This window comes from Streptomyces sp. MAI_2237 (assembly GCF_054189285.1).
The window spans coordinates 2,431,573-2,451,577 of the sequence record NZ_JAJPGQ010000003.1 but is presented as its reverse complement, the minus strand read 5'-3'; the positions used below and the strand labels follow the sequence as shown (position 1 = coordinate 2,451,577).

Annotated in this window: 21 protein-coding genes and 5 tRNA genes; 8 read left to right on the top strand and 18 right to left on the bottom strand. The window is 70.2% G+C overall.

Annotated elements, in window-relative coordinates:
• Positions 1-47 precede the first annotated feature (47 nt).
• Positions 48-281 (top strand): Lrp/AsnC family transcriptional regulator, encoded by a 234-nt coding sequence (locus tag LN251_RS21805; RefSeq protein ID WP_029384521.1) that lies wholly within the window; start codon positions 48-50, stop codon positions 279-281.
• A 20-nt stretch (positions 282-301) separates the two neighbouring features.
• A complete protein-coding gene (locus LN251_RS21800) occupies positions 302-790 on the top strand; it encodes a DUF3515 domain-containing protein (RefSeq protein ID WP_458245845.1) in 489 nt (162 codons plus the stop codon).
• A 5-nt stretch (positions 791-795) separates the two neighbouring features.
• Here the strand turns inward: LN251_RS21800 and LN251_RS21795 are convergent, their stop codons facing one another.
• Genes LN251_RS21795 through LN251_RS21785 form a run of 3 tightly spaced genes read right to left on the bottom strand, consistent with a single transcriptional unit; the run spans position 796 to position 3,793 of the window.
• Entirely contained in the window at positions 796-1,950 is a 1,155-nt protein-coding gene (locus tag LN251_RS21795) for a D-alanine--D-alanine ligase family protein (RefSeq protein WP_058922961.1), read from the bottom strand.
• A gap of 59 nt (positions 1,951-2,009) precedes the next feature.
• A complete protein-coding gene (locus LN251_RS21790; RefSeq protein WP_458245844.1) occupies positions 2,010-3,020 on the bottom strand; it encodes an NAD(P)H-dependent glycerol-3-phosphate dehydrogenase in 1,011 nt (336 codons plus the stop codon).
• On the bottom strand, positions 3,017-3,793 hold the full coding sequence (locus tag LN251_RS21785) for a lysophospholipid acyltransferase family protein (RefSeq protein WP_458245843.1): 777 nt from the start codon (positions 3,791-3,793) through the stop codon (positions 3,017-3,019). The genes LN251_RS21790 and LN251_RS21785 overlap by 4 nt, the downstream gene beginning before the upstream one ends.
• Before the next feature lie 182 nt (positions 3,794-3,975).
• Here LN251_RS21785 and cofC point away from each other — a divergent pair, with 182 nt between their 5' ends.
• Both cofC and LN251_RS21775 read left to right on the top strand, forming a co-directional pair.
• Positions 3,976-4,614 (top strand): 2-phospho-L-lactate guanylyltransferase, encoded by a 639-nt coding sequence (gene cofC / locus LN251_RS21780; protein ID WP_458245842.1) that lies wholly within the window; start codon positions 3,976-3,978, stop codon positions 4,612-4,614.
• Positions 4,615-4,624: 10 nt separating this feature from the next.
• Complete coding sequence (locus LN251_RS21775) at positions 4,625-4,816, top strand: hypothetical protein (RefSeq protein WP_058922965.1); 192 nt, start codon at positions 4,625-4,627, stop codon at positions 4,814-4,816.
• A gap of 62 nt (positions 4,817-4,878) precedes the next feature.
• On the opposite strand, the gene LN251_RS21770 is transcribed toward LN251_RS21775, so the two are convergent.
• The 4 genes from LN251_RS21770 to leuC form a co-directional block, all read right to left on the bottom strand.
• The gene (locus tag LN251_RS21770) at positions 4,879-5,520 is read right to left on the bottom strand and encodes an HU family DNA-binding protein (protein WP_458245841.1); all 642 of its coding nucleotides are present in this window, start codon (positions 5,518-5,520) and stop codon (positions 4,879-4,881) included.
• 137 nt (positions 5,521-5,657) lie between these two features.
• A complete protein-coding gene (locus LN251_RS21765) occupies positions 5,658-5,888 on the bottom strand; it encodes an SCO5555 family protein (RefSeq protein WP_058922967.1) in 231 nt (76 codons plus the stop codon).
• 254 nt (positions 5,889-6,142) lie between these two features.
• On the bottom strand, positions 6,143-6,736 hold the full coding sequence (gene leuD / locus LN251_RS21760) for a 3-isopropylmalate dehydratase small subunit (RefSeq protein WP_351574238.1): 594 nt from the start codon (positions 6,734-6,736) through the stop codon (positions 6,143-6,145).
• A gap of 6 nt (positions 6,737-6,742) precedes the next feature.
• The gene (gene leuC, locus LN251_RS21755) at positions 6,743-8,167 is read right to left on the bottom strand and encodes a 3-isopropylmalate dehydratase large subunit (RefSeq protein WP_383678964.1); all 1,425 of its coding nucleotides are present in this window, start codon (positions 8,165-8,167) and stop codon (positions 6,743-6,745) included.
• Between the two features lie 190 nt (positions 8,168-8,357).
• Here leuC and ndgR point away from each other — a divergent pair, with 190 nt between their 5' ends.
• Positions 8,358-9,074 carry an IclR family transcriptional regulator NdgR gene (ndgR, locus tag LN251_RS21750; protein WP_026278050.1) on the top strand — a complete coding sequence of 239 codons (717 nt, stop codon included), beginning with the start codon at positions 8,358-8,360 and terminating at the stop codon, positions 9,072-9,074.
• Between the two features lie 87 nt (positions 9,075-9,161).
• Here the strand turns inward: ndgR and LN251_RS21745 are convergent, their stop codons facing one another.
• Entirely contained in the window at positions 9,162-9,683 is a 522-nt protein-coding gene (locus LN251_RS21745) for a DUF4188 domain-containing protein (RefSeq protein ID WP_458245840.1), read from the bottom strand.
• Positions 9,684-9,770: 87 nt separating this feature from the next.
• On the opposite strand from LN251_RS21745, the gene LN251_RS21740 reads away from it, so the two are divergent.
• Positions 9,771-10,415 carry a MerR family transcriptional regulator gene (locus LN251_RS21740; RefSeq protein WP_458245839.1) on the top strand — a complete coding sequence of 215 codons (645 nt, stop codon included), beginning with the start codon at positions 9,771-9,773 and terminating at the stop codon, positions 10,413-10,415.
• A gap of 51 nt (positions 10,416-10,466) precedes the next feature.
• On the opposite strand, the gene LN251_RS21735 is transcribed toward LN251_RS21740, so the two are convergent.
• From LN251_RS21735 to LN251_RS21690, 10 genes are all read right to left on the bottom strand, one after another.
• A tRNA-Glu gene (locus LN251_RS21735) sits at positions 10,467-10,539 on the bottom strand.
• A 28-nt stretch (positions 10,540-10,567) separates the two neighbouring features.
• Positions 10,568-10,639: transfer RNA gene (locus LN251_RS21730), tRNA-Gln, on the bottom strand.
• 21 nt (positions 10,640-10,660) lie between these two features.
• Positions 10,661-10,733: transfer RNA gene (locus LN251_RS21725), tRNA-Glu, on the bottom strand.
• Between the two features lie 29 nt (positions 10,734-10,762).
• Positions 10,763-10,835: transfer RNA gene (locus LN251_RS21720), tRNA-Glu, on the bottom strand.
• 21 nt (positions 10,836-10,856) lie between these two features.
• Positions 10,857-10,928, bottom strand: a tRNA-Gln gene (locus LN251_RS21715).
• Between the two features lie 91 nt (positions 10,929-11,019).
• Entirely contained in the window at positions 11,020-11,751 is a 732-nt protein-coding gene (locus LN251_RS21710) for an HAD family hydrolase (protein WP_458245838.1), read from the bottom strand.
• 54 nt (positions 11,752-11,805) lie between these two features.
• On the bottom strand, positions 11,806-12,309 hold the full coding sequence (locus tag LN251_RS21705) for a hypothetical protein (RefSeq protein WP_458245837.1): 504 nt from the start codon (positions 12,307-12,309) through the stop codon (positions 11,806-11,808).
• Between the two features lie 137 nt (positions 12,310-12,446).
• Positions 12,447-13,931 carry a glutamate--tRNA ligase gene (gene gltX / locus LN251_RS21700; protein WP_458245836.1) on the bottom strand — a complete coding sequence of 495 codons (1,485 nt, stop codon included), beginning with the start codon at positions 13,929-13,931 and terminating at the stop codon, positions 12,447-12,449.
• Complete coding sequence (locus tag LN251_RS21695) at positions 13,924-14,709, bottom strand: fumarylacetoacetate hydrolase family protein (protein WP_458245835.1); 786 nt, start codon at positions 14,707-14,709, stop codon at positions 13,924-13,926. The genes gltX and LN251_RS21695 overlap by 8 nt, the downstream gene beginning before the upstream one ends.
• A 183-nt stretch (positions 14,710-14,892) precedes the next feature.
• Positions 14,893-15,081, bottom strand: coding sequence for a hypothetical protein (locus LN251_RS21690; RefSeq protein ID WP_351574262.1), 189 nt, complete (start codon positions 15,079-15,081; stop codon positions 14,893-14,895).
• 568 nt (positions 15,082-15,649) lie between these two features.
• Between LN251_RS21690 and LN251_RS21685 the strand changes: the two genes are divergently transcribed.
• Positions 15,650-19,528, top strand: a complete 3,879-nt coding sequence (locus tag LN251_RS21685; RefSeq protein WP_458245834.1) for a nitrate- and nitrite sensing domain-containing protein — start codon at positions 15,650-15,652, stop codon at positions 19,526-19,528.
• A 9-nt stretch (positions 19,529-19,537) separates the two neighbouring features.
• The gene (locus LN251_RS21680) at positions 19,538-19,951 is read left to right on the top strand and encodes a roadblock/LC7 domain-containing protein (protein ID WP_058928156.1); all 414 of its coding nucleotides are present in this window, start codon (positions 19,538-19,540) and stop codon (positions 19,949-19,951) included.
• Positions 19,952-20,005: the final 54 nt, after the last annotated feature.

The following is a 20,005-nucleotide window of genomic DNA, read 5'->3' as shown; positions in this document are numbered from 1 at the left end:
GGCGTTCCTTTTCCCCACATGATCCTCGTGGCCGCCCTGGAGGTTCCGTGGTACAGGCGTACATCCTGATCCAGACGGAGGTCGGCAAGGCGTCGACCGTCGCCGAGACGATCGGCAAGATTCCTGGGGTGATCCAGGCCGAGGACGTGACAGGACCCTATGACGTGATCGTGCGGGCGCAGGCCGACACCGTGGACGACCTCGGCCGCATGGTGGTCGCGAAGGTCCAGCAGGTGGACGGCATCACCCGCACCCTGACCTGTCCGGTCGTCCATCTGTAGCCCCCGTCTACCCTTGGCCGGTGAACTTCTCTCGTCACCGGCGCCGCGCCCTTGCCGGGCTGCCCGCACTCGCCCTGTTCACTGCCGTGGGCTGCTCATCAGCAGACGACGGCGCGTCGGCGACGGTTCCCTCGCCGGGCACGAAGATCACCGGGTGGTGCGAGAAGCTGGGCAAGGGGCTGCCGTCCGAGGTCGACGGCCAGGATCGCCGGGATCCCACGCCCGCGTCCGCGCTGACCGCGGGCTGGGGGAACCCGGCGATCATACTGCGCTGCGGCGTCGACCGGCCCGCGAAGATGGGTGATCCGGAGGCCGACGGGGTCGAGGTGAACGGCGTGGGGTGGCTGCTGGAGAAGCGGGACGACGGCTCGTTCCGCTTCACGACGACGCTGCGCAAGGCGTACGTCGAGGTCACCATCCCCAAGGCCCGCACCGGGGACGGCATGTCCCCGCTCGTCGACCTGGCGCCGGCGGTGAAGAAGGCGATCCCCGAGGGGATCGCCGACTAGATCGGTCAGCGCAGGCCCGTGGACCTGCGCAGGGCCGCCTGGATCAGGCGGTCGACGAGTTCCGGGTAGGCCACTCCGGTCGCCTGCCACATCTGCGGGTACATCGAGATGGGCGTGAAGCCGGGCAGCGTGTTGATCTCGTTGATCACGAAGCCCTCGTCGGTGAGGAAGAAGTCCGCGCGGACCAGTCCCTCGCACGAGGCCGCCTCGAAGGCCTGCACCGCCAGGCGCTGGACCTCGGCCGTCTCCTCGCCGGTCAGGGGCGCGGGCACGATCCCCGGGGTGGAGTCGATGTACTTCGCCTCGAAGTCGTAGTACGCGTGCTCCTGCGGCGGCGGGATCTCGGCCGGGACGCTGGCCCGCGGGCCGTCCTCGAACTCCAGCACCCCGCACTCGATCTCGCGGCCCCGCAGCGCCGCCTCGACGAGGATCTTCGGGTCGTGACGCTGCGCCTCGGCGATCGCGTCGCCGAGACCGGAGATGTCGTCGACCTTGGTGATGCCGATCGAGGAGCCGGCGCGGGCGGGCTTCACGAACAGCGGCCAGCCGTGCTCGCCCGCGAAGTCGACGATCTTCTTGCGGGCGGCGGCCTCGTCCCGCTCCCACTCACGCGGCCGGATCACCACGTACGGGCCCACCTTGAGCCCGAAGGAGGTGAACACCCGCTTCATGTACTCCTTGTCCTGGCCCACGGCCGAGGCGAGCACACCCGAGCCCACGTACGGCACACCGGAGAGCTCCAGCAGGCCCTGCAGGGTGCCGTCCTCGCCGTAGGGGCCGTGCAGGACGGGGAAGACGACGTCGACCTCGCCGAGCGCCTTGGGCACCGATCCGGGCTCGCTGACGACGACTTCGCGGTTGCCGGGGTCCAGCGGGAGCACCACGCCGCCCTCACCCGACTCGGCCACGTCCTCGACCTCGGGCGTACGGCGGTCGGTGATCGCCATGCGGTCGGGCTCGTCGGCGGTCAGGGCCCAGCGTCCTTCCCGCGTGATGCCGATCGGCAGGACGTCGTACTTGGTCCGGTCGATGGCCTTGAGGACGGCGCCCGCGGTGACCACGGAGATCCCGTGTTCGGAGCTGCGCCCGCCGAACACGACGGCCACGCGCGGCTTGCGAGGCGGCTGCTCAGGGCTCTGGGGAAGGTTCTCGGTGCTCATATCGGGTTGAGAGTACCCGGTGGTAGTGCCCTGAGACAGCGTCCCACCGGCGGCGTCGCTCAGCGTCGTTCGGGCTTCGCGCTGCGCGACATCAGCTCCTTGACGGCGACCACCGGCGGCTTGCCCTCGTGCACGATGGCGACGACCGTCTCGGTGATCGGCATGTCGACGCCGTGCCGGCGGGCCAGATCCAGCACGGACTCGCAGGACTTGACGCCCTCGGCGGTCTGCTTGGTGACCGCGATGGTCTCCTGCAGGGTCATGCCCTTGCCGAGGTTGGTGCCGAAGGTGTGGTTGCGCGACAGCGGCGAGGAGCAGGTCGCCACCAGGTCGCCGAGGCCGGCGAGTCCGGCGAACGTCAGCGGGTCGGCGCCCAGCGCGACACCGAGCCGCGTGGTCTCGGCGAGTCCGCGCGTGATGAGCGAGCCCTTGGCGTTGTCGCCGAGCCCCATGCCGTCGGCGATGCCGACGGCCAGGCCGATGACGTTCTTCACGGCGCCGCCGAGTTCGCAGCCGACGACGTCGGTGTTGGTGTACGGCCTGAAGTACGGGGTGTGGCAGACGGCCTGCAGCCGCCGGGCGACGGCCTCGTCGGTGCAGGCGACGACGGCGGCGGCCGGCATCCGGGCGGCGATCTCCCGGGCGAGGTTGGGCCCGGTGACGACGGCGATGCGGTCGGCGCCGACCTTGGCGACGTCGTCGATCACCTCGCTCATCCGCATGGTGGAGCCGAGTTCGACACCCTTCATGAGCGACACCAGGACCGTGTCGGGCGCGAGCAGCGGCACCCATTCGGCGAGGTTGGCACGCAGGGTCTGGGAGGGCACGGACAGGACCGTGAAGTCGGCGCCCGCGGCGGCCTCGGCGGGGTCGCTGGTGGCCCGCACGTTCTCCGGGAGCTCCACGCCGGGGAAGTAGTCGGGGTTCGTACGGCGGGAGTTGATGGCCTCGGCCACCTCCGGACGCCGGGCCCACAGGGTGACCTCGCACCCCGCGTCGGCCAGCACCATCCCGAACGCGGTGCCCCACGAACCGGCGCTGAAGACGGCCGCCTTGACGGGCTTGCTCACGTACCCTGCCCCTCTTCCTGCTCTGCCTTGGCCTGCGTCTGCGCCTGCGTCCTGCGCCGCTGCTCGATCCGCTCCCGGCGCGGGTCGTAAGGGGTGTCGGGCGCCTTCTCGCCGCGGATCTCCTCCAGCTGGCGGGTGATGGCGGCCATGATGACCTCGGTGGCCTCCTTGAGGACCTCCGCGGTCATCTCCTGGTCGTAGAAGCGCGAGAGGTCCACGGGCGGGCCCGCGAGCACATGGTGGGTCTTGCGCGGCAGGACGTACGCCTTCTTGCTGTACGGCGGCAGCAGTTCGTTGGCTCCCCACTGGGCGACGGGGATCACCGGGCACTTGGTCTGCAGGGCGACCCGGGCGGCACCCGTCTTGGCCGTCATGGGCCAGCCGTTCGGGTCCCGGGTGATCGTTCCCTCGGGGTAGAACACGACGCACTCACCGCGCTCGACGGCGGCGACGGCGGCACGGAAGGCGCTGAGGGCGTCGGTGGACTCGCGGTAGACGGGGATCTGGCCGGTGCCGCGCATCGCGGCTCCGACGAATCCCTTCTTGAAAAGGCCGCTCTTCGCCAGGAATCGCGGAACCCGTCCGGTGTTGTACTGATAGTGCGCGTACGCGAAGGGGTCCACATGGGAATTGTGGTTCACCGCGGTGATAAATCCGCCCTCGGCCGGAATGTGCTCCATTCCGCGCCAGTCCCGCTTGATCAGAACCACCAGCGGCGGTTTGCAGAGCACCGCGGCGAAGCGGTACCAGAAGCCGATTCTGCGGCGGGGCACGCGCGCACCTTCCTCTAGGGGCCAAGGACGTCGGCCCGGTACATCGGACCTGGGGGCCGCACAAGTGTCGCCCCAGGCCGCCGGTCTGTCGAGAACACCGTACGCCCCGACGGCGCGACCGCCGGATGGGCCGGGTGACGGCTGAGTGACAATGACCGCGACAGGAGAGGGGCGAAACGCTCGTGCAGTGGACGTTGGTCATACCCCTGAAACCCTTGGCGCGGGCCAAGAGCAGGCTCGCGGACACCGCCCACGACGCGGTCCGCCCGAGTCTGGCCCTCGCGTTCGCGCAGGACACCGTGGCGGCGGCGCTGGCCTGCCCGGTGGTGAAGGATGTGGCGGTCGTCACGGACGACGCCCTGGCAGGCAGGGAACTGGCCGTGCTCGGCGCCCGCATCGTCGCCGACGAGCCGCGGGGCGGGCTCAACGCGGCCCTGGCGCACGGCGCGGCCGCGGTCCGCGCCGACCGGCCCGACGGCGCCGTGGCCGCCCTGAACGCCGATCTGCCGGCGCTGCGCCCCCTGGAATTGGGCCGGGTCCTGGACGCGGCCGCGGAATTCCCGCGCGCATTCCTCGCCGATGCGGCCGCAATCGGCACCACCCTGCTGGCCGCGTCACCGGCCGAGGAATTGCGTCCGGCTTTCGGCCCGGATTCCCGCGCCCGGCACCGCGCGTCCGGCGCCGTGGAACTGGCGCTGACGGAGGTGGATTCCGTACGCCAGGACGTGGACACCGGCGACGACCTGCGCGCGGCGCTGGCCCTCGGAGTGGGGCGCCGGACGGCCGCGGTGGCCGCGCGGTTGCTGATCCCCGGGCAGTAGGCTGCGCATCATGCAGGCCACCGCATACACGTACGACCCCGAGACCCGCAGCGGGCAGGTCCTCCTGGACGACGGCACCCCGATGCCCTTCGACCGGGAGGCGTTCGACGCGGGCGGTCTGCGGCTGCTGCGCCCGGGGCAGCGGGTCCGCGTCGAGACCAGCGGCCCGCGCATCACGCTGATCACGCTGCAGACGTTCTGAGAACGCCGCGGGCCGGACTCCGTCACGGAGTCCGGCCCGGCGCGTGAGTGCCCCTGTGCCCGTTACCTCTTGCGGGCCGTGGCCTTCTTGGCGGTGGTGGTGCGAGCCGTCGACTTCTTGGCGGGGGCCTTCTTGGCCGTCGCCTTCTTCGCGGGGGCGCTCTTGGCCGTGGCCTTCTTGGCGGTGGTCTTCTTGGCCGCGGTGGTCTTGGCGGCGCCCGCGGTCTTCTTCGCCGTCGTCTTCTTGGCGGTGGTCTTCTTCGCGGCGGCGGCCGTGGTCTTCTTGGCCGTCGTCTTCTTCGCGGTGGTCTTCTTCGCGGCGCCCGTGGTCTTCTTCGCCGCGGCCTTCTTCACGGTCGCGGTCGCGCCGCCGGTCAGGCTGCCCTTGGGGGCCTTCTTGACGGCGACCTCGCCGCCGCGCGGGAGCTTCTTCGAGCCGCTGACCAGGTCCTTGAAGCCCTGGCCGGCACGGAAGCGCGGGACGGAGGTCTTCTTGACCCGAACCCGCTCGCCCGTCTGGGGGTTGCGAGCGTAGCGGGCCGGACGGTCGACCTTCTCGAACGAGCCGAAGCCGGTGACCGAGACCCGGTCTCCGGCGACGGTCGCGCGGACGATGGCGTCCAGGACCGCGTCGACAGCGTCGGCGGCCTGCTGGCGGCCGCCCAACTTGTCGGCAATCGCTTCTACGAGCTGCGCCTTGTTCACGTCTTCCCCTTCGGAGACATCGCCAGAACGAAAGTGTTCAAGCTTTTTCGCACGTTAGGCAGATATATACCGCAAATCAAACACGAAACGGGCTTATCACCCATGCGCCGCAACGAACTCGGCTGTACCGGCTGCGATCAGCGGTCCTCTTCGGGGATTCGCCCCTCGTCGAGGTCCGCGGTGAACGCCTCCAGTCGCCTTGCCGCGTCGGCGAGATCGTGCTTGGCCGCGGCCGTAATGACCAGCAGCTTCCGGGTCAGCGCCATCCGTACGCCCTCCGGGACTTGCAGTGCGCGCACCCTTGAGTGCGCTTCTTTGAGTCGGTCCGCGACTGCCGCATAGAGCTCGAGTTGGCCGTCGTGTTCCATGCACAGATTGTGCCATCTGGGGCGAGTTGTCGCCTGCCCAGGGGGCAACTGCCACCTCAAACGGCCGTCCGGACGTCTGCGAAAGTCACGTCTCGAGACCTCGCGTACCCCGGCAACAACCGTTTTAACGTGGGAAGTTGAACAAAGGCCAGCCTTCGTACGGGACCGATCGGGTGCCGACACAGCAGTACCCCCGATCGGAGCCGATCGGGGGTACTGAGTGGCTGAAACTGGTCTTGCCCGGCTGCCGGGGATCAGACCTGGAGCGTCTGCGGCTTGTACGACGGCCGCTTCGCCTCGTAGGCGGCGATGTCGGCCTCGTTCTGGAGGGTGATGGAGATGTCGTCCAGCCCGTTCAGCAGCCGCCAGCGGGAGTTCTCGTCGAGCTCGAAGGAGGCGGTGATGCCCTCCGCCCGCACCTCACGGGCCTCAAGGTCCACAGTGACCTCAGCAGTGGGGTCCTTCTCGGTGAGGTCCCACAGCGCGTCCACGATCTTCTGCTCCAGAACCACCGTGAGCAGGCCGTTCTTGAGCGAGTTGCCGCGGAAGATGTCCGCGAACCGGGAGGAGATCACGGTCTTGAAGCCGTAGTTCTGCAGCGCCCACACCGCGTGCTCGCGGGAGGAGCCGGTGCCGAAGTCGGGGCCGGCGACCAAGACCGTGGCGCCCTGCCGCTCGGGGCGGTTGAGGATGAAGTCCGCGTCCTTGCGCCAGGCCTCGAACAGACCGTCCTCGAAACCGTCCCGGGTCACCTTCTTGAGCCAGTGAGCAGGGATGATCTGGTCGGTGTCGACGTTGGAGCGGCGCAGCGGGACGGCCCGGCCGGTGTGCTTGGTGAATGCTTCCATGACTGATCAGACTCCAGCGGGCGCGGGGGCTGCGGACAGGTCGGCGGGCGAGGCCAGGTGACCCAGCACGGCGGTCGCGGCGGCGACCTGCGGCGAGACCAGGTGCGTACGGCCGCCCTTGCCCTGCCTGCCCTCGAAGTTGCGGTTGGAGGTGGACGCGGAGCGCTCGCCGGGGGCCAGCTGGTCGGGGTTCATGCCCAGGCACATGGAGCAGCCGGCGTGCCGCCACTCGGCGCCGGCCTCCTTGAAGACGACGTCCAGACCCTCGGAGACGGCCTGCAGACCGACGCGGGCGGAGCCGGGGACGACCAGCATCCGTACGCCGTCGGCGACTTTGCGGCCCTTGAGGAGCTCGGCGGCGGCGCGCAGGTCCTCGATGCGGCCGTTCGTGCAGGAACCTACGAAGACGGTGTCCACGTTGATGGAGCGCAGCGGCTGTCCCGCCTCCAACCCCATGTACTCCAGGGCCTTTTCGGCGGCGAGGCGCTCCGATGCGTCTTCGTATGAAGCGGGATCGGGGACGGACGCCGAAAGCGGCGCGCCCTGGCCGGGGTTGGTGCCCCAGGTGACGAACGGCGACAGCGAGGCGGCGTCGATGACGACCTCGGCGTCGAACTCGGCGTCGTCGTCCGTCCGCAGCGTCTTCCAGTACGCGACCGCGGCGTCCCAGTCGGCGCCCTCGGGGGCGTGCGGGCGGCCCTTGAGATACGCGAAGGTGGTCTCGTCGGGGGCGATCATGCCCGCGCGGGCGCCGGCCTCGATCGACATGTTGCAGATGGTCATGCGGGCCTCCATCGAGAGCTTCTCGATGGCGGAGCCGCGGTACTCCAGGATGTAGCCCTGGCCGCCGCCCGTACCGATCTTGGCGATGATCGCCAGGATCAGGTCCTTGGCGGTGACGCCGTCGGGCAGTTCGCCGTCGACCGTGATGGCCATGGTCTTCGGGCGGGCCAGCGGCAGCGTCTGGGTGGCCAGCACGTGCTCGACCTGCGAGGTGCCGATGCCGAACGCCAGCGCGCCGAAGGCGCCGTGGGTGGAGGTGTGCGAGTCGCCGCAGACGACGGTCGTGCCCGGCTGGGTCAGGCCCAGCTGGGGCCCCACCACGTGCACGACGCCCTGCTCGACGTCGCCCAGCGGGTGCAGCCGCACCCCGAACTCGGCGCAGTTCTTGCGCAGCGTCTCCAGCTGGGCCCGGGAGACCGGGTCCGCGATCGGCTTGTCGATGTCGAGGGTCGGGGTGTTGTGGTCCTCGGTGGCGATGGTGAGGTCGAGACGGCGCACCGGGCGGCCGTTCTGACGCAGGCCGTCGAAGGCCTGCGGGCTGGTCACCTCGTGCAGGAGGTGGAGATCGATGAAGAGGAGGTCGGGCTCGCCCTCGGCGCGCCGGACGACGTGGTCGTCCCAGACCTTCTCCGCGAGTGTCCTACCCATCGCTTTCCCTCCGGCCGGCGAACGTCCACCGGCCCAACTAGAGATCTTGAGGAGACGGTGCGCCCGGCCCCAGTTCACGGGCATCCGTCATCCGGCCCGTTCGGTCAGCGGGCCGCTGTGGATACAAGGGTTGCGCGTCTCACGAAAAAAGGAACTTGCGTTTCACAGAGTGAGACGTGAGTATCGTTGCATGGACAACAGTAGCGGCGTCGGCGTCCTGGACAAGGCAGCCCTTGTCCTGAGCGCCCTGGAGTCCGGCCCGGCCACCCTCGCAGGACTGGTGGCGGCCACCGGACTGGCACGACCAACGGCCCACCGACTGGCCGTGGCCCTGGAGCACCACCGCATGGTGGCACGCGACATGCAGGGCCGTTTCATTCTCGGCCCCCGGCTTGCCGAACTCGCGGCGGCGGCCGGCGAGGACCGGCTGCTCGCGACGGCCGGCCCGGTGCTCACGCACCTGCGGGACGTCACCGGCGAGAGCGCCCAGCTCTACCGCCGCCAGGGCGACATGCGCATCTGCGTGGCCGCGGCGGAACGCCTGTCCGGTCTTCGGGACACGGTCCCGGTCGGCTCGACGCTCACCATGAAGGCCGGTTCCTCCGCGCAGATCCTGATGGCCTGGGAGGAGCCCGAGCGCCTCCACCGCGGCCTGCAGGGCGCCCGCTTCACGGCCACGGCCCTGTCGGGCGTACGGCGCCGCGGCTGGGCCCAGTCCATCGGCGAGCGCGAGCCGGGCGTCGCGTCCGTCTCGGCGCCCGTACGCGGCCCGTCCAACCGCGTGGTGGCCGCCGTCTCGGTCTCCGGCCCCATCGAGCGCCTGACCCGTCACCCGGGCCGGATGCACGCCCAGGCGGTCATCGACGCCGCCGCCCGCCTCTCGGAGGCCCTGCGCCGCTCGGGCTGACCCCCGGCGCCTCTCCTCGGGAACGTCATCGGGGAGGGCCCGCCCCAACGCCGCGGCAGGCCCTCCCCGATCCCCCGTTCCCCCCGTTCATTCGGCTCGCTCGGCCGCCTTCGGCCCCGACCGGTGCGCGAACCGGTCCTTCGCGGAGCGGCCCCGCCGCTCCACCGGCACCTGCCCGTGCGCCCGGGCCAGTCCGAAGGCCGGCATGTCGAGGTAGATCGCCTCGTACGACCCCTCGGGCACCACGTACGCCTCGTGCCACAGCCCCACGTGCCCGCGCGTCTTTCCGGCGCGCTCCTTGCGGTTGACGATCGCCCACGCCCGGTGGTGGAACATCTCGGGCGAGTGCGCGTAGGCGTACAGCTTCTCCTTGGACTCCCAGTACTGGACCACGTAGTAGGTCCGCGGCGAGGCCGTCAGCATCACGTGCCCCAGCAGCCCCCGGTCATGGTTCCGCGCAAGCTCCCCCAGCATGCGGAACATCGCCATCATGACCGGCGGCCACTGGTGCACCGCCCAGAAGTGATTGATCCGCATCCCGATGAGCAGGACCACCACGTCCCCCTCGGTGTCCGCGGTCGTACGACCCAGCACCTGTTTCGTGAACACGGCAGCCCCCTGCACTCCATCGGATAGCGGCACTATCCTTCTGGTCGATGCTTGGATAGTGACACTTCCCAAGGAGAGGCGCAAGAGATGCGGCTGGCGGAGCTCAGCGAACGCAGTGGGGTGTCCACCGCGACGATCAAGTACTACCTGCGCGAGGGCCTGTTGCCGCCCGGCCGCCAGCTCAACGCGACGACCGCCGAGTACGAGGAGGAACACCTGCGCCGGCTGCGCCTGGTGCGCGCGATGATCCAGGTCGGCCGCATCCCGGTGGCGACGGTCCGCGAGGTGCTCGGACACATCGACGACGATTCCCTGGGCCGCACGATCCGCCTCGGCGCCGCCCTGTGGGCGCTGCCGCGGGTACCGGAGCCGGACGAGGAGGACGAGTACATACGGACGGCGCACCGGGAGACCACCGCGCTCCTGGACCGGCTGGGCTGGCGGAACGCCGAGCAGGTGTCGACCATCTCCCCCGCCTACCGCTCGCTGGTCGTGGCGGTGGCCGCCCTGCACCGACTCGGCTACGAGTGGGGGGCCGAACAGCTCGCGCCCTACGCCGAGTTGATGCACCGGACGGCCGTCCTCGACCTGGACAACATGGAGGCGTACCCCTCGGAGCCCGAGCAGGTCGAGTTCGCCGTGCTGGGCGCGATCCTCAACGAGCCGGTGCTGCGCGCGCTGCACCGGCTGGCCCAGGAGGAGGAGTCGGCGCGGCGGTACGGCTTCGAGTGAACCCGGACACGAGAAAGGCCCTCCACCGAAGTGGAGGGCCTTTTCCGTCTGTACCCCCGACCGGATTCGAACCGGCGCTACCGCCTTGAGAGGGCGGCGTGCTAGGCCGCTACACAACGGGGGCGTGGAGCCTGCGTTTCCGCAGGTCCGAGCTGGTCTACCTGGACTCGAACCAAGACTAACTGAACCAGAATCAGTCGTGCTGCCAATTACACCATAGACCAATGATGGTTTAGACCAGTCAGTACCCCCGACCGGATTCGAACCGGCGCTACCGCCTTGAGAGGGCGGCGTGCTAGGCCGCTACACAACGGGGGCCCTAGCGATCCCGAGTTGATCGGAACCAGTACCCCCGACCGGATTCGAACCGGCGCTACCGCCTTGAGAGGGCGGCGTGCTAGGCCGCTACACAACGGGGGCTTTGCAGATGAGCTCTGCGAGCTGGCCTACCTGGACTCGAACCAAGACTAACTGAACCAGAATCAGTCGTGCTGCCAATTACACCATAGGCCACTGGAACGCAAGCCCCTGAGGGGATCTTGTTCTAGTTTGCTCCCCCGGTTCCCGGCCTTTCGGCCCGCTCCCCGGCGGCGCAGGAAGAACATTACCCGAAGGTGGACGGGGCTCCAAAACGGGTATCCGCGCCGAGGATCGCGGGGAGTTCGGCGAGGGAGGCGATCCGGTGCGGTCCGAAGGGGGCGGTACCGGCGGTGTACACGCCGCCGCGGTCGATCCACACCGACAGCAGCCCCGCGTCGGCGGCGCCCCGCCCGTCGATCTCCGGGTGGTCGCCGACGTACGCCACCTCGTGCGGGGCGAGGCCCAAGGCTTCGCAGGCGGCCAGGAAGGCGCCGGCCTGGGGCTTGGAGACGCCGAGTTCCGCGGCGCACAGGATGGTCTCGAAGCGGTCGTGCACGCCGAGGGTGCGCAGCTTGCGGTCCTGGACGGTGAGGCTGGAGTTGGACAGCACGGCGTGCCGGTGGCTGGCGGCGAGGGCGTCCAGGACGGGCAGGACGTCCGGGAAGAGGGCCCAGGCGGCCTCGTAGTGCGTCATGTACCGGCTGAACCAGGCGTCGGCCTCGGCGGCGGCCAGGGGTGTGCCCAGGAACACCCGGATGCGCTCACGGCGCTGCTCCTCGAAGGACAGCTCCCCCGCGGAGAAGCGCGCCCACTGCCGGTCGGTGATCTCCCGCCAGCGCGCGAGGGCCTGCTCCGGGGTCTCCTCCACGATCAGCAGGCCCTCGGCGGCGAGATGGGACCGCATGCCCTCGCGGTCCGCGGTGGTGTAGTCGAAGAGGGTGTCGTCGACGTCCCAGACCACGGCACGGATGCTCATGATCCGACGGTAACGCGGGCCGTGCCGGCACGTCCCCGCACCCCGGAAAAACCGTCAGTCGTGGGCGCCGTACCAGTCGAAGCGCGCCGGCGGGATCTGGTCCGTGACCTCGGCCGTGCTGCTGTAGACGGCGTCGCCGTTGTCCGAGGTGCGCAGTTGGTGTCCCCAGGTGTTCATGATGCGGTGGCCGTCGGCGTTCCAGAACTGCTGGCCGCTGCCGCCGCAGGGGCTCGTCCACACGGCGTTGTTCTGGCTCTTCCAGTCCGTGGTGAGGCAGTCGCCGTTGGCGTTGCTCACCAGCCGGCGGAAGGTGTATCCGAAGGCGGTGGTGGTCGTCGCGCCCCAGTGCCAGTTGCGGGTGACGAGCGAGTCGTTGCAGGTGCCCGACCAGACGTTGCCGGTCGTGGGCGACGCCACCAGGCAGTTGCCCTCGTAGTCGTTCGTGTACGTCCAGTTGGTCTGGGCGGACGCCGGGGTCAGGGTGCCCGCGGCCGCGAGAAGCACGGCGGCCAGCCCCACCGGGGTGCTCAGTCTCAGTGACGTTCTCCAGGATGACATGATCATGAGCATCGGGACGGCCCGCGACGCCCGGACCAACCGATCATGAACACGCGCTGTCGATCAGGACAAGCGGGCCTGGACGAAAGCGGAAGGGCGGCAGCCGCAACGGCCGCCGCCCTTTACATCCGGGTGCGCTACGCGGTCAGCTTCGCCAGTGCCGCGTCGATGCGGGCCAGCGTGCGGTCCTTGCCCAGGATCTCCAGGGACTCGAAGAGGGGCAGGCCGACCGTGCGGCCGGTGACGGCGACGCGGACCGGGGCCTGGGCCTTGCCGAGCTTGAGGCCATGGGCCTCACCGGCGGCCAGGACGGCCTCCTTCAGGGACTCCGCGGAGGTCCAGTCGGCCGCCTCCAGCTTCTCGCGGGCCGTGCGCAGCAGCGCGTCGCTGCCCTCCTTCATGGCCTTGGCCCAGGACGCCTCGTCGAAGACCGGCTCCGGCAGGAACAGGAAGTCGACGTTGTCCGTGATCTCCGACAGGACCTTCAGACGGGTCTGCGCGTGCGGGGCGACGGCCTGCCACTTCGCCTCGTCGAAGTCCTCCGGCGCCCAGGGGGCGAAGGGGGCCTTCAGCCAGGGGGCGCAGCGCTCGGTGAAGTCCTTCACGTCGAGCAGGCGGATGTGGTCGGCGTTGATCGCCTCGCACTTCTTCAGGTCGAAGCGCGCCGGGTTGGGGTTGACGTCGGCGATGTCGAAGGCCGCGACCATCTCCTCGATGGAGAAGATGTCCTGGTCCGCGGAGAGCGACCAGCCGAGCAGCGAAAGGTAGTTGAGCAGGCCCTCGGACAGGAAGCCGCGCTCGCGGTAGAGGTTCAGCGACGACTGCGGGTCGCGCTTCGACAGCTTCTTGTTGCCCTCGCCCATGACGTAGGGCAGGTGGCCGAAGTGCGGGGTCTGCTTGGCGATGCCCAGCTCGGTCAGCGCCTTGTACAGGGCGACCTGGCGGGGGGTGGAGGAGAGCAGGTCCTCGCCGCGCAGGACGTGGGTGATCTCCATCAGCGCGTCGTCGACCGGGTTGACCAGCGTGTACAGCGGGGCTCCGTTGGCGCGGACGATGCCGTAGTCCGGGACGTTCTCGGGGGTGAACGTCAGCTCGCCGCGGACCAGGTCCGTGAAGGTGATCGTCTCGTCGGGCATGCGGAAGCGGACGATCGGGGCGCGGCCCTGGGCCTTGTACTCCTCGACCTGCGCCTCGGTGAGGTCGCGGCAGTGGCCGTCGTAGCCGGACGGCTTGCCGGCGGCGCGGGCGGCCTCGCGGCGGGTGTCCAGCTCCTCCTGGGAGCAGTAGCAGTGGTAGGCGTGGCCGGCGTCCAGGAGCTTCCGCGCGACGTCCTGGTAGATGTCCATGCGCTGCGACTGGCGGTACGGCGCGTGCGGGCCGCCGATCTCGGGGCCCTCGTCCCAGTCGAAGCCCAGCCAGCGCATCGCCTCGAGGAGCTGGTGGTAGGACTCCTCGGAGTCGCGGGCCGCGTCGGTGTCCTCGATGCGGAAGACCAGGGTGCCCTGGTGGTGCCGGGCGAAGGCCCAGTTGAACAGGGCGGTCCGGACCAGGCCCACGTGCGGGTTACCGGTGGGCGAGGGACAGAAACGGACGCGTACGGGGGAGCCGGGTGCGCTAGCCACGCTTGACAACCTTGTTGGTGAGAGTGCCGATGCCTTCGATGGTGACGGCGACCTCGTCGCCGACGGTGAGCGGTCCGACGCCTGCCGGGGTGCCCGTGAGGATCACGTCGCCGGGGAGCAGCGTCATGGCCTCGGTGATGTTGACGATCAGGTCCTCGATCGAGTGGATCATCTCGCTGGTGCGGCCGAGCTGGCGTTGTTCGCCGTTGACGGTGAGCTGGACGGTCAGGTCCGAGGCCGCCTTCAGGTCCAGGCCGGTCTCCACCCAGGGACCGAGCGGGCACGAGTTGTCGAAGCCCTTGGCCCGGGCCCACTGCTTCTCGCGCTTCTGCACGTCACGGGCGGTGACGTCGTTGGCGCAGGTGTAGCCGAAGATCACGTCGGCGACGCGCTCGCGCGGGACCTCGCGGCACATGCGGCCGATGACCACGGCGAGTTCGGCCTCGTGGTGCAGGTCCTCGGTGAAGGACGGGTAGCGGATCTCGTCGCCCGGGCCGATCACGGAGGTGGACGGCTTGAAGAAGGCGAACGGCGCGTCGGGCACCTCGTTGCCCAGCTCGCGGGCGTGCTCCGCGTAGTTGCGGCCGAAGGCCACGACCTTGTTGGGGAGCACCGGCGGCAGCAGCCTGACCTTGCTCAGCGGGACCTTCGTACCGGAGAGCTCGAAGTCGGCGAACGGGATGCCCTTGATGATGTCCAGGACGAGCTCGTCCGGCTTGTCGCCCTCGACCGCGCCGAAGGCGACGTTCCCGTCGATGGAGAATCTGGCGATGCGCACGGGATCCTTGCGCCCCTCACTTGGCCGGCTGGAGTCTGACGCTCCAGGCTAACGCGGCAGGGGGTGCCCCGAGGCCCAGAGCCTCGGGGCACCCCCAAGGGCGCCGACTCGCGCATCACCGCGCGGGGCGCCTGGAAGGATCTTCCGCCGGGCGGGCTGAATGATCAGCCCGCGACATGCGTACTACTCGGCGACGGAGGCCGCGACGGGGACCTCCACGAGGACGGTGCGCTTGGGGTTGGCGGTCTGGGTGGGAAGATCGAGGGAGTGCTCCGGCTGCTCCGGGGTCTGCAGTTCGCCGGAGTCCTCGAGGTGGGCCAGCGTCGTGCGCCGCGGGTTGGCTATGTTGCGGAACATCATCGTCGTCTTCACGGTTGTACTCGACCCTGTCGTCCGTCGGGGGTTGGCAGTTGCCTACGTCTTGTAAAGCGCCAGGCTAAACATCGGATTCCCCGCCGAAGTCGTGAAGACCCCATGATCAGCATGTGAGTTTGCTCACCACGCCATGGACAAACCGGTCAATTCCGAGCCCCGATCCATACCGGTGAAACGGACATTGACCCCCTGAAGCCCTCATTCCGCTCCTGATCATGGCGACTGGGACAGGGTCCGATCCCGTCGAACTCGCAGGCATATGCCCCTTATGCGGGAGTTATCTTTCTACGGCAGGTGACCCGGCACTCACATGCTGTCACGTAGGTCACGGCATGGCCCATGAGCCTTGTTGGAGATCCTGCACTGTGCTGGAATGCCACGGACCGCCGCAGGATCGAGCCGGCGCACAGGGGGCGCTACGAGCGCCGGGTGGCGGCGAGATAGGGGGAGCCAGCGCCGGTCACTCACGACCACCAGGGGGCGCGTTCAGGGCGCCTTCGAAAACGCCGACACCGTGTCTTTCCGTTCACGCGGAGAGGCGCCTGGTCCAGAGGTTGCGACGCTAGTGCAGGGACGTTTCAAGAGGGATGGCAGTGCTTCGGCGGAGCCGGAGCCGCACGGCGGGACTGGCCCCAATGCCGGCAGTCCCTCCCCCCAGCACGCCCAGAGCCCGGGCCCGGCATCGTCCGGCGACGGCGGTGAGCGCTCCGGGCGCCCCGGCGCGTCGGCACCCGCCGGGTCGCCGAGCCCCGCGGCTCCCCCGATCAAGCCGGTCCAGGGTCCGAGCGGCCCGGGGTCGCGAATAGCGCTGCGCAACTGGCGTATCTCCACGCGCCTTGTCTCGCTGCTCGCCCTCCCCGTGGTCGCGGCCACCTCGCTGGGCGCCCTGCGCATCAGCGACAACATGGACGACATCCAGCAGCTCGACAACATGCGGCTGCTGACGGAGATGACCAAGCAGGCCACCGAGCTCGCGGCCGCGCTGCAGGACGAGCGCGACCAGTCCGCCGGTCCGCTGGCGCACGGCTCGAAGGCCAGCGACTACACGGTCAAGGGCTACCGGGACAAGACGGACCGGGCCAGGCAGAACTTCATCGACGCCGCCGAGGAGATCGACACCTCCAACAAGGACGGCTCGCTCCTCGGTGTGCGCGAGAGCCTCGTCGGTGTGGTCGGCGACCTCGAGACGCTGTCGAAGATCCGCTCCACGGCGTACGAGGCCCGGCTCAACTCCTCGCAGACGGTCGAGGCCTACCACCGTCTGATCACGCACCTGCTGGACCTCTCCCAGGACATGGCGGAGGCCACCAGCAACCCCGAGATGATCCAGCGCACGCGCTCCCTGGCCGCCTTCTCCTCGGCCAAGGAGTACGCGTCGATGCAGCGCGCCGTCCTCGCGGCGGCCCTGCCCGCGAACAACACCACGGTCGGCCAGCTCTCCGAGAACGACCGGCTCTACGCCCAGTCGGCGCTGGAGAGCCAGAAGTCCGACCTGCGCAGCTTCCGGAGCATCTACGGCTCCGACAGCGCGACCGCACTCCTCAAGCCCATCGAGGAGAACAACGCCACCATCAAGGCGTCCGACACCTACGCCGGCCGTGCCCTGGCCGCGCAGAACGGCCTGGACGACCTGCAGAAGCGGTCCTACCAGGACTGGGTGGACGACAGCTCGACCAAGATCGAGCAGATGAAGAAGATCGAGCACTCGCTGCTCGAGGACATGGAGCAGAAGGCCCGCGAGCTGCGCAACTCCTCCGAGCAGGAAGCGATCATCTCCGGTGCGCTGATCCTGCTCGTGCTCGGTGTCTCGCTCGTCGGCGCCTTCGTCATCGCCCGGTCCATGATCCGCTCGCTGCGCCGCCTGCAGGAGACCGCCAACAAGGTCGCCCAGGACCGTCTGCCCGAGCTGGTCGCCCAGCTGTCGGAGTCGGACCCGCAGGACGTCGACACCTCCGTCGAGTCGGTCGGTGTGCACTCCCGGGACGAGATCGGCCAGGTGGCCGCGGCCTTCGACGACGTGCACCGCGAGGCGGTCCGCCTGGCCGCCGAGCAGGCCCTGCTGCGGGGCAACGTCAACGCGATGTTCACCAACCTCTCGCGCCGCTCCCAGGGCCTCATCCAGCGTCAGCTCTCGCTCATCTCCGAGCTGGAGTCCCGCGAGGCCGACCCGGACCAGCTGTCCTCCCTCTTCAAGCTCGACCACCTCGCGACGCGTATGCGCCGTAACGGTGAGAACCTCCTCGTCCTCGCCGGTGAGGAGCCCGGCCGCCGCTGGACCCGCCCGGTCCCGCTGGTCGACGTGCTCCGCGCCGCCGCCTCCGAGGTGGAGCAGTACGAGCGCATCGAGCTGGCCGCCGTGCCGACCACCGAAGTGGCCGGCCGCGTGGTCAACGACCTCGTGCACCTGCTCGCCGAGCTGCTGGAGAACGCGACCTCCTTCTCCTCGCCGCAGACCAAGGTCAAGGTCACCGGTCACGCGCTGCCCGACGGCCGCGTGCTGATCGAGATCCACGACACCGGTATCGGCCTCTCCCCCGAGGACCTCGCGGCGATCAACGAGCGGCTCGCCTCGCCGCCCACCGTGGACGTCTCCGTCTCCCGCCGCATGGGTCTGTTCGTGGTCGGCCGGCTGTCCCAGCGGCACGGCATCCGCATCCAGCTGCGCCCGTCCGACTCCGGTGGTACGACCGCGCTGGTCATGCTGCCCGTGGACGTCGCCCAGGGCGGCAAGAAGCCGCAGGGCAAGCCCGGACAGGGCGTCGGTGCCGTCGGCGGTCCCGCCGCCGCGCAGGCCGCCGCCGGTGCGGCCGCGGCCCGCCGTCAGGCGGCCGGTGCGGGCGCCCAGGGCGGTCCCGCCCTCGGCGGCGGTGCCGGTGCCGCGGGCGGTGCGCTCGGTGCCGGCGCGTCCGGTGGCGGTCGGCTCGGGGCCGGTCAGGGGCCGCGGGCCGCACTGCCGGGCGCCGGCCAGGGCGGCAACGGCCGTCCCGGCGCTCCGGGTGGCGCGCGTGGACCGCAGGCCCCGAACGCTCCGCAGCAGGGCCGCCCGGCCCCCGCGGGCGCCGGTGCCGGGTTCGGCCAGGCGCCGGGTGCGCCGCAGGGTCTGCAGGCCTCGGGCACGGGTCAGGACAGCTTCGGCGGCGCTCGTGGCGCCGTACCGCCGCAGTCCCAGCCCCAGCCCCCCGCCGAGAACGAGGGCCGCGGCCGCCGTGGCCGCCGGCCGCAGCTGCCGGGCCGTGGCGGCCCGCGGGCCGAGCTGCCCGGTGGCGACACGCAGCCGCGCACGCCGAGCTGGAGCGACGACAACGCCCAGCCGCCGGTGCCGCGCGCCTCGCTGGACACCCCGCGCGGGCACGACGACACCTCGCGGATGCCGCGCTTCGACGACCACCAGGGTCCGGGCGCCACGACGGAGATGCCGGCCATCGGGCGCGGCGACGACCGTCAGGGCCTCGGCGCGGCCGCCGACTTCGAGCGGCCCGCCTACGGAAACGACCCGCACAACACGGGCCAGTTCGCCCGTCCCGGCATGGACGCGCCGCACAACACCGGCGAGTTCGCCCGTCCGGGCATGGACTCCCCGCAGAACACCGGCCAGTACGGCCGTCCCGGCGCGAACGGCTCGCAGAACACGGGCGAGTTCCCGCGTCAGGACTACGGCGTCCCGCAGAACGGCACGCAGGGCCAGCAGGGCTCCTTCGTCCGGCCCGACGTCTTCGGCAGCGGGAACGGCCAGGGCGGCAACCCGCAGAACAACGGCCAGTACCCGAGCCCGTCGTCCTTCGACGCCGGCTCCACGGGCCAGTTCGCGGTGCCGGGCTACGACGGCTCCTCGACCGGGCAGCACTCCCTGCCTGGGCGTCAGAACCCGTCCGGCAACGGGCAGTTCGAGCGCCCGCAGAACGGCGGCGACTTCGGTGGCCCGCGCCAGCCCGTCCCGCCGCGTCCGCAGCGGCCGGTCCGGCAGGAGCCCGAGGCCCTGCCGCCGGCCACCGGCCCGGGCGACGGCCGTACCCCGCTGTACGACACGCTGGAGACCAACTGGTTCCACGGCGGTCCGGGCGGCGAAGGCCGGCCGGGCGAGGGCAACGGTTCCGTCCCCGCCCAGCAGCAGCCTCAGGCCGCTGCACCTCAACGTCCCACGGCCTCGTCGTGGCGCACCTCCCCGAACGACGACCTCGTCCGGCAGGCGGAGCGCGTACGACAACCGGCCGCGGGCGGCGTCACCACCTCCGGCCTGCCGCGCCGGGTGCCCCGGGCGAACCTCGTCCCGGGCACGGCTCAGCAGCAACAGCACCAAGCAGGTCCGCAGGTCTCGCGTGCGCCTGACGACGTACGCGGCCGGCTGACCAATCTCCGTCGGGGCATCGCACAGGGTCGACAGGCCGGTACGGGTACCGGCCAGACCGGCAGTTTCCCCAGCCCCACTCACCAGCAGGAGCGATAGTTGAGCCAGATGAGCCAGGCGGCACAGAACCTCAACTGGTTGATCACCAACTTCGTGGACAACACCCCAGGGGTGTCCCACACCGTCGTCGTATCCGCCGACGGACTCCTTCTGGCGATGTCCGAAGGCTTCCCGCGTGACCGCGCCGACCAGCTGGCGGCCGTCGCGTCCGGACTCACCTCGCTGACGGCCGGGGCCTCCCGGATCTTCGAGGGCGGCGCCGTGGCGCAGACGGTCGTCGAGATGGAGCGGGGTTTTCTCTTCCTCATGTCCGTCTCGGACGGCTCGTCCCTGGCCGTGCTCGCGCACCCCGAGTGCGACATCGGCCTGGTCGGCTACGAGATGGCGCTGCTGGTCGACCGCGCGGGCGCGGTCCTCACGCCCGATCTGCGCGCCGAACTCCAAGGCAGTCTGCTCCACTGACCCGCACCGGCACCACCCGTCTCACCAAACCACCGTCCGGCCGCCACAATCCCC